Source organism: Haladaptatus sp. R4, assembly GCF_001625445.1.
GTDB lineage: Archaea > Halobacteriota > Halobacteria > Halobacteriales > Haladaptataceae > Haladaptatus.
In genome coordinates this window covers 689,000-703,994 of the sequence record NZ_LWHG01000021.1, presented here as the reverse complement: position 1 = coordinate 703,994, position 14,995 = coordinate 689,000, and the positions used below count along the sequence as shown (strand labels likewise).

Below are 14,995 nucleotides of genomic sequence, written 5' to 3'. Positions count from 1 at the left end.
CCGATGTCGAAGGGCGGCGACAGCGGGTCACCCGTCTTCCTCGACTCGTCCGGCGAACTCGTTGGCCTGCTGTTTGCCGGGTCCGAACGCCAGACCATCTTCTGTAAGATCGGCTCCGTCGAATCCGAACTCGGCGTCGAACTGCTGACCGAAGAACCCGGAAGCGGTGGCAGTGGCGGGGATGATGGCAGTGGTGGAGACGGGGGTCGCGGCGGAAGCGGCGGATCACCGACCTACCACAAGACGTTCGACACGACGGTTTCCGTCTCGACCGACGGGGCGGAACTGTCGCTCGAATCCTTCTCCGTCACCGGCCCGGCCGACTCGGACGACCGCGTGAACGCCGTCGCGACGAGTCCGGCACCGCGACCGGAACCGGGTGGCTCGCTGCCCAAGGCAACCGCACCACCTTCGAACTCACCGCCGAACACGCACGCGACGACAGCTTCGTCCGGGACGTTTCCGTTACCCTCGACGTGCCCGATTCGTCGCCGGAGTCGTTCGACGTGGACGTCTCCGGCGGGTACGTCGTCAACTCGTCGTAACGTTCAGACGGCGGTTTCGATTTCGCGTTTTTTGGTGGCGAACGACTACACTAACTCGGCGTCCACGACGCCGAGTTGTTGGAGCATCGCGAGGTTGTCCGGATGGAGCCATCGCTCGACGATTTCACCGTCTTCGATGCGGGTGAAGACCGTCTGCTGGACCTCTATTTCCCGTCCGGTCGGTTCGAGTGCTCCCATCGGTCCCTCGTGGGTTCCACGGGCCGTGAGCCGCATGGCGACCGTGTCACCCTCCGCGACGATGTCTTCGACTTTCTGGGTGATATCCGGGAACGCGGCCACGAACCCCTCGTAGGATTCACGAATCGCCGTCCTCCCTCGCAGGTCCCCGAACGGATTGTGCTCGATTGCGTCCTCGGCGTACAGTTCGTCCAACAAATCGAAGTTTCCCTCGGCGAACACCTCTTCCGGAATGCGTCGGGCAATCCGTTCGTTCGTTTCGGGCGTTTCGTTCGTCATTTCGATCCCTCCGTCGTTTCGTGGGTCGGGTACATCGCAACCACACCGTCAGTAGTTCACGAAACGGCCTGCGTTCGCGGGTCAACATGTTCCTGTGTTTATTAGCTTCGCTAACCGACGTCAAGGTATGCCGAAGGTGGAGTTACGGATAGACGGCGCGGCCGTGGACGACTGGCTGGCCGACCTCTCGACCGAGTTTCCGGACGACGAGTTCCGACTGCTGGCGACGCAGTCGAGGGAGGAGCACCCGCTCGCGCTCCTCGAAGCACGGACGAAAGAGGGCGACCGGTTCGTCAGGCGGTTCGAAGCCGCACCGGAGGTGCTCTCGTCCGACGTCGTCTATCACGACGACCGTCTGGTATTGGTCCAGTTCACGACCGTCGTAACCGAACTGTACGACGCGCTTCGCGGGTCGGACAACGTCTCGCTCTATCCGACCGTCCTCCGAAACGGCCGGTTTTCGGTTACCCTGACCGCATCGCACGAACGGCTGTCGAACTACGCCGACGAGTTACGAAAAGCGGGAATTCCGTATCAGGTCTCGTCGCTGGCTCAGTCCTACGACTCCGGTGAACTGCTCACCGAGCGCCAGCGGGAGTTCGTCACCGCGGCAGTCCAGCGGGGATACTACGACACGCCGCGGGGGTGTACGCTCACGGAACTGGCCGAGGAGTTCGAGGTTCACAAATCGGCGGCGAGCAGGCTACTTCACCGGGCCGAAGGGCGGATCATGAGGGAGTTCGTCGAATCGGCAACCAAAAAGTAGCGGCGAGTCGAGTTCGTTGGCCGTTCAAACTCCCTCGGGAACAGCGTCGAGTTGTTTGAGCAGTCCGAGGGCGTCGAAATTCCCCCACAGCTCGGTGATTCGCCCGTCTTCGAGGTGCATATCGATCATTCCAGTCACCTCTATCTCGTTACCGGTCGGGGCGACTCCCATGAACTCGCCCTCCTGTGTTCCCCGCAACGTCCATCGATACATCACGGTATCGCCTTGCGTAATGATGTTCTCGATGGTTTCGTGGTAGTCCGGGAACGCAGTCCGGTTCATCTCGATGAACTCCTTGTACTTCTCCCGTCCTCGAACGTCCCCCATGTCCGGGTCGTGCCGGACGAAGTCCTCAGCGAGATACTCATCGGCCACTTCGAGGTTCCCATTGTTGAACGCTTGCTCCACGAACTCCCGAACGATTTCCGTGTTTGCAGTGGTTTGTGCCATCTCATCCCTCCCCGCTGGCTAGCTACTGCATGTATGGCGATGAATGTTTCTGAAACTGAATATTCAGGTCAATGAAGATTAGTGCCGAAAACGGTAGTCGGTGTGGAGGAGGCTCCTTCATGTGCTCGTTTTGTTCATACAAGACGACTACCGTCGCTGACAACTTCGTAACCCGTTCGTGGCGAACCGCTGTTTTTGCCCGCACTTTTATCGCTGAATACGCTGTAATACTTTGTATACATGACGTCCGTCAGTGTACGACTCCCGGACGACGAAGCCGACCAGTTGGACGAAGTGGCCGAGTTGCTCGGAGAAGACCGTAGTACGACCATCCGAAAAGCACTCGGTGAGGGACTCTCGGAGCTTCGGATCAGAACGGCGGTCGAACGATACCAGTCCGGCGATATCTCGGTCAACGAAGCCGCCAGAATCGCAGGCGTCAGTCTCGGTGAATGGTTCGAAATCGCCCGCGAACGAAACCTCACCTCACAATTGTCGCCCGATGACCTCGAACGGGATGCGGATTCGGCCCGCAAGCTATGACCTCGACGCCACTCCTTTTCGATGCGACGACGCTTATCGCGCTCGGGACCGTCGGCGAACTCGATTTGGTGACGCACTTCGACGGGATTCCCGTCGTGCTCCCGACGGTTCGAGGCGAAATCACGACCGAACCCGAACGGACGAACGTCGACCGACTCGTCTCGAATGAGGGCGTCGAAACCGATGTTTGGCTTCCGATGACGACCGATCCATCAACTGACGAGTTCGACTCACCGGCACGAGAGATTCTCGGCGAACAGGAGCGGAACGGCGATGTCGCCATCGTTGCCAGCGTGTTGGCGCGAACGGACGTTGACCTCCCGATAGGGGTCGTTTCCGACGACCAACGAGTCAGAACCGTCTCTCGCGGTCTCGGCGCAACCGTCACCGGAACCATCGGCGTCATCGTCCGAGCAGTGGATGCGGAACTTTCCGCAGAGGTGGGCAAAGAAATCGTTCGAGACGTAGACGGTCACGGGCTCCACATGACCGGCGAACTTCGGGAAAAAGCGTTCGACCTGATAGACGACGCGGCGACCGACTAGTCCGCCTTCGCCTGCCAGCTTCGCAATCTATCTTCGCTGACGCCGTTGACCTGGTCGGCGACCGTCTCGACTTCGGCGTCCTTCAGGTCGTCGATGGTGTCGATACCGGCCTCGGCGAGCTTTTCGGCGGTCTTCGCGCCGATGCCGTCGATGATTTCCAGTCCACTCTTCTGTTCGCGCTGTTTGAACTCCTCGTAGTTGCAGATGGGACAACCGAGTTCCCACGGTTCGTCCCCGTTGTGCACGACGAGCTCCGGCAGGTCGTGTTCGTCACATCGCTCGTCGGTCACTTCGATGTCACCTCGGCGCGGGAGCGGCAGCGAGTAATCACAGTCGGGGTAACGCGTACAGCCGACGAGTCGGGAGCCGGTCTGAAGCTTCTTGATGGCGAGCTCGCCGCCGTGCTCTTCACCACAGTCGGGACAATCGCCGATGATTCGATCCTCGGCCTCCTCGGCCTCCTCGGCCTTGCAGAGCGGACAGCCGTGGACGAAGGTGCCACGTCCGGCGAGGATCTTCACTTCCCGCAGGCCGTGTTCCTCGCATCGGTCCTCCAGGATGAGCGGTTTACCCTTGTTCGGGAGCGGCAGCGTGTACGTGCAGTCCGGATAGCCGTCACAGCCGACGAAGTACGAGCCGCGCCTGCTCTGGCGCACGAGGAGGTCCTCGCCGCAGTCGGGACACGGTCCGAGCGTCTTGTCCTCCTTCAGCGACTGCTGAAGCTGTTCGCCGATCTCCTCCCGTGACTCCTCCAACTCGTCGAACACCGTGGCGAGGAGTTCCCGCGAGGAGTCGGCCACGTCGTCCAAGTCGGCCTCGCCCTCGGCGATGGCGGTCATGTCCTCCTCCAGTTCGCGGGTCATCGTCTCGCTGACGACGAGGTCGGCGTAGTCCTCGGCGGCCGTCACGACCGCCTGCGCGAGGCGAGTCGGGCGGGGCGGGTCGCTCTCCAGATAGCCGCGGTCGTACAGTTTCTGGATGGTGTTGTGGCGGGTCGATTTCGTCCCGATACCCATCTTCTCCATCTTCTCGATGAGTCTGGACTGGCCGTACCGCCGCGGTGGTTGGGTCTCCTTGTCCTCGATGCGCGTGTCGGTGACGGCCAACTCCTCGCCCTCCTCGACGTTGGGTACGTAGTTCTCGCTGGTGTTGAAGTACGGGTAGACGGCGTGATAACCTTCTTTGAGCAGGCGCTTGCCGTTGGCCTTGAGGGTCAGGTCGTCCACCGTGGAGACCACCTTGAGGTGTTCCCACTTCGCCGACTCCGCGACGGTGGCGAAGAAGCGGCGGACGACGAGTTCGTACACGTCCCACTCGTCGTCGCTCAACTCGCCCTTGGTCGGGATGTCCTCGGTCGGGTGAATCGGCGGGTGGTCGGTCGTCTCCTCGTCACCTTCCGTCGGTTCGATCTCGTCCTGTTCGAGGAGGCTCTCGGCGTCCTCTCCGAAGGTGTAATCACCGGCAAAGGTGTCGAGCAGTTCCTCGGGGTCCAAATCGTCCGGGTAGACCGTATTGTCCGTCCGGGGGTAGGTCATGTACCCAGCGGTGTAGAGGTCCTCGGCGATGCTCATCGCCCGCTGAGCGGAGTAGCCGAGGCTCCCCGCTGCCCGGATGAACTGGGTCGTGTTGAACGGCGTGGGTGGGGTGTCGGTGCGGGTGCGCCGCGACACGCTATCGACGGTGGCTCCCGTGGCCTTTCGAAGCGTCTCGTAGGCTTTCTCGGCCGTTTCCTCGTCCCAGACACGCTCGGCTTCGTTGCCGTCCTCGTCGCGGTAGAAGTACTGGGACTCGAACTCCTCGTCGTCCTTCCGGAGGTCGGCGAACATCTCCCAGTACTCCTCGGGGTCGAACGCCTGAATCTCGCGTTCGCGGTCCACGATGAGTTTCAGCGTCGGGCTCTGCACGCGGCCGACGCTGATGAAGTCGTTGCCGAGCTGCCGGGCCGAAAGCGAGAGGAAGCGCGTCAGCGCGGCACCCCAGATGAGGTCGATTATCTGGCGCGCTTCGCCCGCCGCCGCGAGGTCGAAGTCAAGTTCGTCCGGATTCTCGAAGGCTGAGGTGACTTCGTTCTGCGTAATCGAGGAGAATCGGACACGGTTGATGGGCGCATCCTCGTTCACGTCGCGGACGAGTTCCCACGCCTCCTTCCCGATGAGTTCTCCCTCGCGGTCGTAGTCGGTCGCAATCGTCACTTGGGTCGCATCACGCGCCAGCAAGCGGAGCGTGCGGACGATGTTCTCCTTCGTCGGCTGTTTCTCGACGCTCGCGTCGATGAGTTCGACGGGTTCCACGTCGCGCCAATCGTTGTACTCCGGAGGGAAATCCACCCCGACGACGTGGCCTGACAGCCCGATGCATCGCTTGCCGCCCCACTTGTACACGTTGACGCCGTTTTGTCGGTCGGTCTCCGCACTCTCGCCGGAGAGGATGTCGGCGATTCGACGTGCGGCGTTGTCTTTCTCGGTAATGATGAGTTCCACTCACGCACCACCCCTGTTCGCGTCAGTCATCGCCCGTCGCTACGGGTATGGCGCTGGTAAACGTTTCGCCAGCGAAAAGAACGGATTCGGGGCTCCGATTATCCGCAGTGATAATGGAAGAAACGGCTATGTGCGCCCTCTCAGTACAGAAACACATTCTGATATGTTCGGTTCTGTATCTTTCTCGGGCGGCGTCGTTCTCACCGGCACCGCTCTCGGCGGCGGTGTCGGGTTCGTACTCGCACGTCACGCGTGGTCGAACCGTGACGTGCCCGGCGCGGTGTCGTTCGCCTCGCTCATGCTCGCCGTCGCCGATGGTGCGTCTTTTCGCTGCTCGTCCTCACGAGTTCCTCGCTCGTTTCCGCTCGCCGCTGGACGACGCTCATCGGCATCTGTGTCACCGCAATTCCCATCCTCTGGTTGACCTTCGCGCTCGAATACACCGGCCGCGAGGATTGGGTCACGAGAACGACGCTCCCGCTCATCTGGGCGGAGCCAGTTTGCTACATCGTCTTCGCACTCGTGAGTCCCGCCCGGGGGTTCGCAAACGAAACCGCGCGGCTGACGACGAGCGACGGCCTCACCGCCTTGTCGGTCGTGCACACCGGATCGTTTTACTTCCATCTCGTCTACCTGTTCGTCGTCCTCGTCACCGGGTTCGGTTTTCTCACATCCTTCGTGGTGCAGGCCGACCGACTCTACCGGAAACAGACGGTCGCGATCATCCTCGCGGGATTGGTTCCCTTTTTCAGCATCTCGGTCTTCTCCGTCGTCGATTTGAACGTCGCTTTCGGGTTGACGCCCGTTTTCTTCGCCGCCAGCGGCATTCTGGACAGCCTCGCGCTGTTCCGCTACAACTTCCTCGACGTCGCGCCGCTCGCTTCGGAAGTCGTCCTCTCCGAGATGGACGACCCGGTGATCGTCGTCACCGACGGACGAATCGTCGAGTACAACTCGGCGGCGGAACCGCTGTTTCAGGTCGACAGCGTCGTCGGGAGCCAACTCGAAACAGCCGTTCCCGGCCTGCTCGACGCCGTATCATGCGGACATTCTTTCACCCCCGCCGTCCGAACAGACGACAGTATGGGGGAGACGCCCGTCTACGACCCCCGTTCGACACCGATCCGTGACCACCACGACGCCCATCGTGGGGACATCTTCGTCCTTCGAGAGATAACCGAACAGAAACGGCGAGAGGAGACGCTTCGTGCGCTTCAGTCCGCGACGCGTCGATTCATGGACGTGGAACGGCCGGAAGCGATCGCCGATGTCGCCGTGCAAACCGCCGACGAGGTGTTGGACCACCCCTACTCGGCCATCCTCTTTCCGGACGATGACGAAACGATCCTTCGGTCGGTTGCGATGACGTCCCTCCTCGAACGCGGTCTCGACGAGGAGTTGGCGTTTTCGCGTGACGTCGAATCGATGTGGTCGGTGTTCGAATCGGGAACGCCCGTCGTTTACGAGTCCCTCGACCTTCTACCGAGGTCCAAATACGGGTATCTCCCGGTCGGTTGTCTGTTGTTGCTCCCGCTCGGCGAACACGGCGTTCTGGGTGTCGGCAGCGACACGAGAAAACGGACGTTCACGGAGAACGAGCGCCGCTTCGCACGGGTTTTGGCGAGCACGACGGAAACGGCGCTCGACCGCGCACGGCGCGAGCGGGAACTACGGGAGAGCCAGGCGATGGTCGAGGAACGAACCGAACAGATCGAGTTCTTCAACGGCGTTCTGCGCCACGACATCCTGAACGGAATCACGGTCGTGAACGGCAACCTCGAACTCCTCGAACCCCACGTCAAAGCGTCCGGAACGTCGTATTTCGACACGGTTCGGAAGTGGAGCGAGGACATCGGCGCGTTGACCGAAAAGGTGCGGTCGGTCAGCCAGACCGTCACCGATTCCGAATCGGTGTCGCTGGAATCCGTTTCCCTCTCGGCGGCCGTGACGAGACGGGTCACGAAAGTCAGGGACACGTATCCGAACGCGAGCGTCGAGACCGATATCGAGGAGGGACTGACCGTGGCGGGCAACGAACTGCTCGGCGAGGTCGTGGAGAACGTGCTGTTGAACGCCATCGAGCATCACGACGACCGATCACCCTCCCTCGTGGTTCGAGCACGACGTTCCGAAGGTTCGGTTCGAGTCGAAATCGAGGACGACGGACCGGGAATTTCGGACGGGATGAAAACACAGGTGTTCGACCGCAACGTCACGTCCGAGACGACTGGCTCCATCGGGTTCGGTCTCTACTTCGTTTCCGTCATGATGGATCAGTACGGTGGTGCGGTGTGGTTCGAAGACGCGGACCCGCGTGGGACGGTTGCCGTCCTTACGTTCCCGCAGGACGACCGACCGGAATAGCCGTCTGTCAAAAAGCCCAACAGTGAATAAATGCTACCTAAAAACCAAAGATATATGAGTAGTTGATTGATTATCTCTATCAATACCGTCCCCGAACATGACGACAGCAGGTACTATCGGCGTGCTAATAGTGGACGACGAACCGGAGGTGACGGTTCTCTACGAGAAGTGGCTCTCGGACCACCGAACGTACGTCGCACACGACGGAACGGAAGCACTCTCGATACTCGACGAACGGGCGGCGGAGATAGACGTCGTGCTCCTCGACCGAAAGATGCCCGCGTTGAGCGGCCCCGAGGTTCTCGAACGAATTCGAACCGATGGGTACGACTGCCGTGTCGCCATGATCACCGCGGTGGCACCGAGTTACGACATCATCGACATGAAATTCGACGAGTACGTCACGAAACCTGTCGATAGGGGTTCACTCCAGGGGACGGTCGAGTCGCTCTACAACCGTGCGGAGTACGCGGAGACGCTGACACACTACTACTCGTTGGTTTCGACCCACGCGAACCTATTGGCCGAATATCCCCCCGACGAACTACAGGAAAACGACGAGTTCGTCTCCCTCGAAGCCGAAATCGACGACGTTCGCCGCACGCTCGATTCTTCGCTCGAAGTCAACGACCACCGGGAGTTCCAGCACGCACTCCGCGAGATTCAGTGACGAGTGAGGAGAGAACCGGCAGGGAGGGGGCGGAACACGTCCGTTTAAGCGCAGTTCGCTCGTTGTACTCGGACGGAAATGGCTGGACGAAGATCGGATCGTGTCGATATGACGACGGGAGCCATCTCGCCGAAGTTGGTGACGCTGGCGTGGCCGCTGGTCGTCGGCAACCTCCTGCAGACATTCTACAACCTCGCGGACATGTTTTGGGTCGGACGCGTCGGCACCAACGCCGTCGCTGCCGTTTCGCTCATGTTCCCGACCTCGTGGTTGTTCGTCTCGTTGGCGATGGGACTCACGGCGTCGTCGGTCGCGCTCGTCTCACAGCACGTCGGCGCGGGCGATGACCGCGCGGCCGACAACGTCGTCGCACAGACGACCCTCATGACCGTCGTTATCGGTGTCGTCCTCGCCGCGTTCGGCTTCGCGTTCCGTCATCAACTCCTCACGCTCATCGGGGCGAAAGGATCCGTCTACGTGCAAGCACTCGGGTACATCGAAGTGCTGTTCTTCTCCATTCCGTTCACGTTCCTCTTTTTCGTCTTCCGGGCGGTGCTTCGCGGCGCGGGTGACACCCGCACCGCGATGTGGCTGATGGTGCTCTCGGCCGGGATGAACGTCGTCCTCGACCCGATACTCATCCTCGGATACGGCCCGCTTGGTCCGATGGGAACGCAGGGCGCGGCGGTCGCCACGCTCATCTCTCGCGTGTTCGCGGCCGCCAGTCGGCGTCTACGTCCTCCTGCGCGGCGACTGGGGGATTCAGCTTCGACTGGAGGACCTCCGTCCCGACTGGCCGGTGTTGAAACGACTCGCCACGCTCGGCTATCCCGCGACCATCGACGGTGCGGCGCGGAGTTTCGCCTCGGTGGCGATGGTCGCGTTGGTCGCCCGGTTCGGCGCGGTCCCGACGGCGGCGTACGGCGTCGGCATCAGGATGATGTCCGTCTCGTGGACGGTGTCGGGCGCGGTCGGACAGGCCGCCGCGACCGGCGTCGGGCAGAACCTCGGCGCGGAGACGCCCGACCGCGCCGCGGAGGTGACGTGGAAAGCGACCGTCGGAACGATGGTGGTGCTGTTCGGTGCGGGCGGGTTGATGATGGCCTTCCCGGGCGTCGCCATGCGGGTGTTCACGGACGACCCCGCCGTCGTTCGCGTCGGTGCCCACTTCCTCCGAGTCATCGGACCGTTCCTCTCCTTCTTCGGCGGCCTGATGGTGATTCAAGGAGGGTTCCGCGGTGCGGGCAGCACCGGGGTTGCGATGGCCCTGTCGTTCCTCTCGCGGTGGATACTCCGCATTCCGATGGCCGTCCTGCTGGCCTACGGGTGGACGTACCAACTCGGGCCGCTCACGCTCTCGGGCATGGCGTGGGGCGTCAACGGTCTCTGGTGGTCGTGGTCGCTGTCGGCGGTCGGGGCGTTCGTCGTCGGCGTGCTCTGGTTCAGCCTCGGCCACTGGCGACAGGGCGTGCTGGACGAGGAGAAAGCGCCCTCGGCCGCGGACTGACCGCGAGTCGGAATACAGCGTGCAAAACAGCCCGCAGTCTCAACACTGTTCCCTTACCGACGTGGGGCGGTTTTTCGGTTCAACTGTTCACGGGCGACCCAGATGACGCCGAGACCGAGACAGAGAACGACGACGAGGCTCGCGAGGAGGAGCAGGCTCCCCTCCATCGACGTGGTGTAGGGCAGCAGTGTCGTGGAAATCGTTTCGATCATCCACCCGAGCGGGGACGTTTCGCCTGATCCTTCGTAAACGAGGTACGTCAAAAACACGTTGAAAACGAGCGATCCGCCCGCGGAGTAGACGACGAACCTCCGCAGGTCCATTTCGGCGAGTCCGGCGGGAATCGAGATGGCCGCGCGTACGAACGGAAGCATTCGGCCCCAGAAGACCGAACTCCGACCCCATTGCTGAAACCAGCCCTGACTTCGTTCCAAATCCGACTCGGAGACGTGGAGGATGTGTCCGTACCGATGAAGCGCCGCCTTCCCGTTTTTACCGAACACGTAATAGCCGAGGAGGCTCCCTACCGTCGCTCCAGCGGTCGTGACGACGACGAAAAACGCGAACGATAGCGGGTCGTGGACGAGTTGTACCGCCGCAAACGGGACGACGATTTCGCTCGGCGCGAAATGGAGAATGAACGCCGTTTCGAGTGCCAGATAGAGGAAGACAGCCAGGTAGCCGTATTTGGTGACGAACGAAAGTGTGGTACTGGCTAACCAGTCGAACATTCAAAATAGCGTTCACTGTTCTCCACCATCAATTTTTTCATGCAGAAGACCATCAGTATAATTGATAGCTAAACATACCCTTCTGGAGAACTGATGTGTTCTCCATAGACATCCGTTCACCGTCGATTCGCCTCCAGCATCGTCACGGCGGCCCCACCGGCGATGACCGGAAGCAGATAGGTTCCCGCTCGGAAGACGAGAAGCGCCGCCGTTATCACCGGAAGCGGAACGTTCGTCAGGCTCACGAGTAACAGGATGTACGCGGCATCGATACCGCCAAAGCCGCCGGGGAGCGGCGTCACGCTCGCCGTCATCGCCAGCGGGACGATGAACAGCGGTGCTTCGACCGGAATCGCGTAGCCGAGCGAGTAGAGCGAGAGCCAAAGGCAAACCGCCAGAAAGAGCCAGCCAACCGCCGAGAAGAACAGTCCGACGGCGAGTCGATGCGGTGTCCGTGCGATCTGTTCCAAATTCGAGAGAAACAGCGTCACCCGTCGTTCGAGTTCTTGCTCCGGAACGTCGACGTTCAGCGGGGTTTTCCGGCTGAGGACGCCCCCAACCGGGACAACCAACTCACGAGCGATGCCGCGAGCGTCTCCCTCGACCGCCACGCGAACACCGCGACCACGGCGACCAGGAGGGCGACGACCAGAAACAACACCAGTGCGAGTTTGAGTCGCGGATTGAGCGTCGCTCGGACGGTGAAGTACGCTAATCCGACCAGTGCGAACCCAACGGAGGGGAGGAAATTGATCGTATCGACGCTCACGACGGCCGACAGTCCCGTTTCGTACTCGGCATCCGTGGCACGCGAGACGAACAACGCGGCGAGGGGTTCCGCACCGGCCTGTGCGAACGGGGTGATGCTGTTGGCGAAAACGATGCTCAGATAGATCAGCATCGTCCGAGGACGTGACTGTGGATACTCCAGCAGCGACAGGACGACGTGCAACGCCGAACTCCACGCGACCTGCCAGCAGGTCACGGCAACCACGATGGCGAAGATAGCGCTCGGCCTCGCGGCTTTGAAGGCGGCGACGACCGACGAGACACCCACGAGCGAGACGATGATGATTAGCACGACGAGCGACGCGAGAAGGCCGAGCACGACCGACCGGACGTTCAACTGCGCGCCCCTTGCATCCATCTCCCCATCCCCCTGTTCCACCCGTTCGTTCCGAACCCGACCCGATTCATCCACACACCGGTGAACGACCCGTACCGGTAAGAATGGTATCACGATTTGGGGAACATGTTCAGTCCCGTGAACCAATCCGAGACGCCACGTCCACCGGAATCCGTTTTCCGCCCTCGTAGACGACGAGGGTCACGAACAGCACCCCCACGCCGGTCACGACCAGCGCTCCCTGGGGGGAGAGCCCGAGGTCGGTCACGAAAAACCGAGGGTCGTTCCAAATCCACGTGACGAGCGAGTAGGCGGCCACGGGGACGCTCATCGCGCTCGTGATGAACAGCAACCCGAGGACGGTTCCGACGATACCGACCACACGGAGCAACGCCGCCTTCGCGGCGAGTGGATTCGCGCGAATCCACTCGCGGTGGGTCCAGACGACGACGAGTACGACAACCGACGCCACGACCCCCATCAGAACCACGGGAAAGTGACTCCGCACGTACTGCACATCCAGCGTCAGAACTGCAACGAGTGCCGCGAGCGCTCGGTGAACTGGAGTCCCGGCTTGCGTTCCGGCGTACGCCAAGTACGTCAGCGCGGAGACGAACACGGCGGTTCCGGAGGCCGTGTAGAGCACAAATCGGCGAACGTCCATCTCCGCGATTCCCGCCGGAATACTGATGAGCGCCCGGAGAACGGGAAGAAATCGACAGAAAAAGACGGTTCCCTCGCCCCACCGATGAAAGACACGCCGCCCGCGTTCGAGATCCGCCGGAGTCAGATGGAGATACGTCCCGTATCGCTCCAGCACGTACTCGCCGCCACGCCCGAACACGTAGTAGACGAAGACGCTTCCCGCGGTTCCACCGGCCGTCGCCACGGCGACGAACACGACGAAGCTGACCGGTCCATGAACCAACAGCGCGGCCGCAAACGGCAGGACGACCTCGCTCGGCACGAAATGCAACAGCAGCCCCGATTCGAGGAACATGTAGACGAACACCGCGAGCAGGCCGTACTGCTGGATGAACGAGTTCGTGGTTCCTACGGGATCGGCCATAGCACACCCACGACTGGAACGGGATTAGTGTCCGTGGCCGTCACACCCCACGCCAAAACCATCCGTAGCTTTAAATCGAAAACCGCGACCAAACGGCGGTATGCCCTAACCGACTGCGCGATGGGGTCGAGGCTGGTGTGTGGCATACCCCTCGCGGTCGATTCTGCCGCCTGTTTGCACCTATTCGTCCAGTCGCTCGCGGAGCATGCCGTTCACGCTTCCGGGGTCGGCACTGCCGCCGGTCTTCTGCATGACCTGCCCGACGAGGAAGTTGATCGCGCCGCCTTCACCGGCGTGGTAGTCCTCCACGGTGTCCGGGTTCTCCTCGATTGCTTCTTCGACGGCTTGCTCGACTTCGCCCGAGTCGGCCTTGCCGAGACCCTCGCGGTCGATGACGGTCTCCGGGTCGTCACCCTCGTCCAGCATTTCGCGGAGAACCGTCTCTTCCGCGTTCTTGGCCGTAATCTCGTCCTCGGCGACGAGACGGATGAGGGCCTTGAACTCGCCGAGTCGTTCCTCGACGTCCGTGATTTCCATGTCGCGGTAGTTGAGTTCGCCGAGGAGACTGTCGGCGACCCACGCCGCCGCGAGGTCGGGGTCGAACTCCTCCGCCACGTCCTCGTAGAAGTCCGCGACCTGCTTGCTCGACGTTAGCTTGCTGGCGGCCTCCTTGTTCAGGCCGTACTCCTCGCGGAACCGTTCGCGGCGAGCGTCGGGGAGTTCCGGGATTTCGAGCTTCTGCTTCCAGTCGCTGACCTGCAACGGCGGCAAGTCCTCCTCGCGGAAGTAGCGGTAATCCTTCTCGGCTTCCTTGGAACGCATCGAGACGGTCGAGCCGTGCGTCTCGTTGAAGTGGCGAGTCTCCTGTTCGATCGCCTTCCCGCGCCGGATGAGGTTCCTCTGACGGCTCTCCTCGTACGCGAGTGCGCTTTCCGCGCCCTTGTGGCTGGAGATGTTCTTGACCTCGGTTCGATTGGCGTCCGCGAGCACCTCGTCGGAGATCGATCCGTCGTCGTTCACGTCCTCGGCCGGGATGATGGAGAGGTTCGCGTCGATACGCAGGCTGCCGTCTCGGGTGGAGTCGAACGCGCCGAGGTATTCGAGCACTTCCTCCAGCTTTTCGAGGAACGAGACGACTTCGCCGGGTTCTCGGAAGTCCGGTTCCGTGACGATTTCCATCAACGGCGTCCCGGCGCGGTTGTAGTTGACGAGCGTGTAGTCCGCGCGGTCGATGCCGACGGTACGGGTTTCGATGTCCCCGGTTCCATCACGAACGTGACGGAGGCTCCCGGGGTCTCTTCGAGGTGGGCGCGGTGAATGCCGACGGCTCGCGTGTCGCCCTCGAAGCTGAACTCCAGCGTGCCGTCCTGACAGATCGGCGCGTCGTACTGGGTTATCTGGAATCCCTTCGGGAGGTCGGGGTAGAAGTAGTTCTTCCGGTGGAAGGTCGTCTCTTCGGGGATATCGGCGTCGATGGCCTTGCCGACCTTGACGGCGTATTCGACGGCCGCCTCGTTCAATACCGGGAGCGCTCCCGGCAGTCCGAGACAGACCGGGCACGTGTAGGTGTTCGGTTCGGCGTCGTCTTGGTCGGTCGAACACCCGCAGAAGATCTTCGTGTCCGTCTCCAGTTGGACGTGGATTTCGAGGCCGATGACGGCCACGAGTTCGCCCTCTTGGACAGCCTGAGCAGTCATTGCTCACTGGTTGGTCGGGTGAGTG

The 14,995-nt window shown here is 61.7% G+C and carries 12 protein-coding genes and 2 pseudogenes; 6 read left to right on the top strand and 8 right to left on the bottom strand.

Annotation, left to right across the window (positions count from 1 at the left end):
• Positions 1-590: 590 nt before the first annotated feature.
• Positions 591-1,022: an ester cyclase gene (locus tag A4G99_RS29850; protein WP_066144314.1), complete on the bottom strand. Its 432-nt coding sequence runs from the start codon at positions 1,020-1,022 to the stop codon at positions 591-593.
• A gap of 127 nt (positions 1,023-1,149) precedes the next feature.
• On the opposite strand from A4G99_RS29850, the gene A4G99_RS13070 reads away from it, so the two are divergent.
• Positions 1,150-1,788, top strand: a complete 639-nt coding sequence (locus A4G99_RS13070; protein WP_066144312.1) for a helix-turn-helix domain-containing protein — start codon at positions 1,150-1,152, stop codon at positions 1,786-1,788.
• A gap of 24 nt (positions 1,789-1,812) precedes the next feature.
• On the opposite strand, the gene A4G99_RS13065 is transcribed toward A4G99_RS13070, so the two are convergent.
• A complete protein-coding gene (locus A4G99_RS13065; protein WP_066144309.1) occupies positions 1,813-2,238 on the bottom strand; it encodes an ester cyclase in 426 nt (141 codons plus the stop codon).
• A 240-nt stretch (positions 2,239-2,478) separates the two neighbouring features.
• Between A4G99_RS13065 and A4G99_RS13060 the strand changes: the two genes are divergently transcribed.
• Together A4G99_RS13060 and A4G99_RS13055 are read left to right on the top strand one after the other, a co-directional pair.
• Positions 2,479-2,781 carry a UPF0175 family protein gene (locus A4G99_RS13060; RefSeq protein ID WP_066144306.1) on the top strand — a complete coding sequence of 101 codons (303 nt, stop codon included), beginning with the start codon at positions 2,479-2,481 and terminating at the stop codon, positions 2,779-2,781.
• Positions 2,778-3,326 (top strand): hypothetical protein, encoded by a 549-nt coding sequence (locus tag A4G99_RS13055; protein ID WP_066144303.1) that lies wholly within the window; start codon positions 2,778-2,780, stop codon positions 3,324-3,326. Before A4G99_RS13060 ends, A4G99_RS13055 begins: the two co-directional genes overlap by 4 nt.
• On the opposite strand, the gene A4G99_RS13050 is transcribed toward A4G99_RS13055, so the two are convergent.
• Positions 3,323-5,806 (bottom strand): DNA topoisomerase I, encoded by a 2,484-nt coding sequence (locus tag A4G99_RS13050; protein ID WP_066144300.1) that lies wholly within the window; start codon positions 5,804-5,806, stop codon positions 3,323-3,325. The two genes, A4G99_RS13055 and A4G99_RS13050, sit on opposite strands and share 4 nt — an antisense overlap.
• 330 nt (positions 5,807-6,136) lie before the next feature.
• Between A4G99_RS13050 and A4G99_RS13045 the strand changes: the two genes are divergently transcribed.
• The 3 genes and pseudogenes from A4G99_RS13045 to A4G99_RS29845 all read left to right on the top strand — a co-directional run bounded on the left by A4G99_RS13045 (position 6,137) and on the right by A4G99_RS29845 (position 10,347).
• The gene (locus tag A4G99_RS13045) at positions 6,137-8,170 is read left to right on the top strand and encodes a histidine kinase N-terminal 7TM domain-containing protein (RefSeq protein ID WP_223301899.1); all 2,034 of its coding nucleotides are present in this window, start codon (positions 6,137-6,139) and stop codon (positions 8,168-8,170) included.
• A 97-nt stretch (positions 8,171-8,267) separates the two neighbouring features.
• Positions 8,268-8,840 carry a response regulator gene (locus A4G99_RS13040; RefSeq protein WP_066144297.1) on the top strand — a complete coding sequence of 191 codons (573 nt, stop codon included), beginning with the start codon at positions 8,268-8,270 and terminating at the stop codon, positions 8,838-8,840.
• A 78-nt stretch (positions 8,841-8,918) separates the two neighbouring features.
• A pseudogene (locus tag A4G99_RS29845) lies at positions 8,919-10,347 on the top strand (MATE family efflux transporter).
• A gap of 53 nt (positions 10,348-10,400) precedes the next feature.
• Here A4G99_RS29845 and A4G99_RS13030 read toward each other — a convergent pair.
• From A4G99_RS13030 to gatB, 5 genes and pseudogenes are all read right to left on the bottom strand, one after another.
• The gene (locus A4G99_RS13030; RefSeq protein WP_066144294.1) at positions 10,401-11,078 is read right to left on the bottom strand and encodes a DedA family protein; all 678 of its coding nucleotides are present in this window, start codon (positions 11,076-11,078) and stop codon (positions 10,401-10,403) included.
• Between the two features lie 116 nt (positions 11,079-11,194).
• Complete coding sequence (locus A4G99_RS28760; protein WP_190303754.1) at positions 11,195-11,650, bottom strand: flippase-like domain-containing protein; 456 nt, start codon at positions 11,648-11,650, stop codon at positions 11,195-11,197.
• A complete protein-coding gene (locus tag A4G99_RS28755) occupies positions 11,605-12,279 on the bottom strand; it encodes a flippase-like domain-containing protein (protein WP_082837812.1) in 675 nt (224 codons plus the stop codon). The genes A4G99_RS28760 and A4G99_RS28755 overlap by 46 nt, the downstream gene beginning before the upstream one ends.
• 55 nt (positions 12,280-12,334) lie before the next feature.
• Positions 12,335-13,273, bottom strand: a complete 939-nt coding sequence (locus tag A4G99_RS13020) for a DedA family protein (protein ID WP_066144292.1) — start codon at positions 13,271-13,273, stop codon at positions 12,335-12,337.
• Between the two features lie 180 nt (positions 13,274-13,453).
• A pseudogene (gene gatB, locus A4G99_RS13015) lies at positions 13,454-14,970 on the bottom strand (Asp-tRNA(Asn)/Glu-tRNA(Gln) amidotransferase subunit GatB).
• Positions 14,971-14,995: the final 25 nt, after the last annotated feature.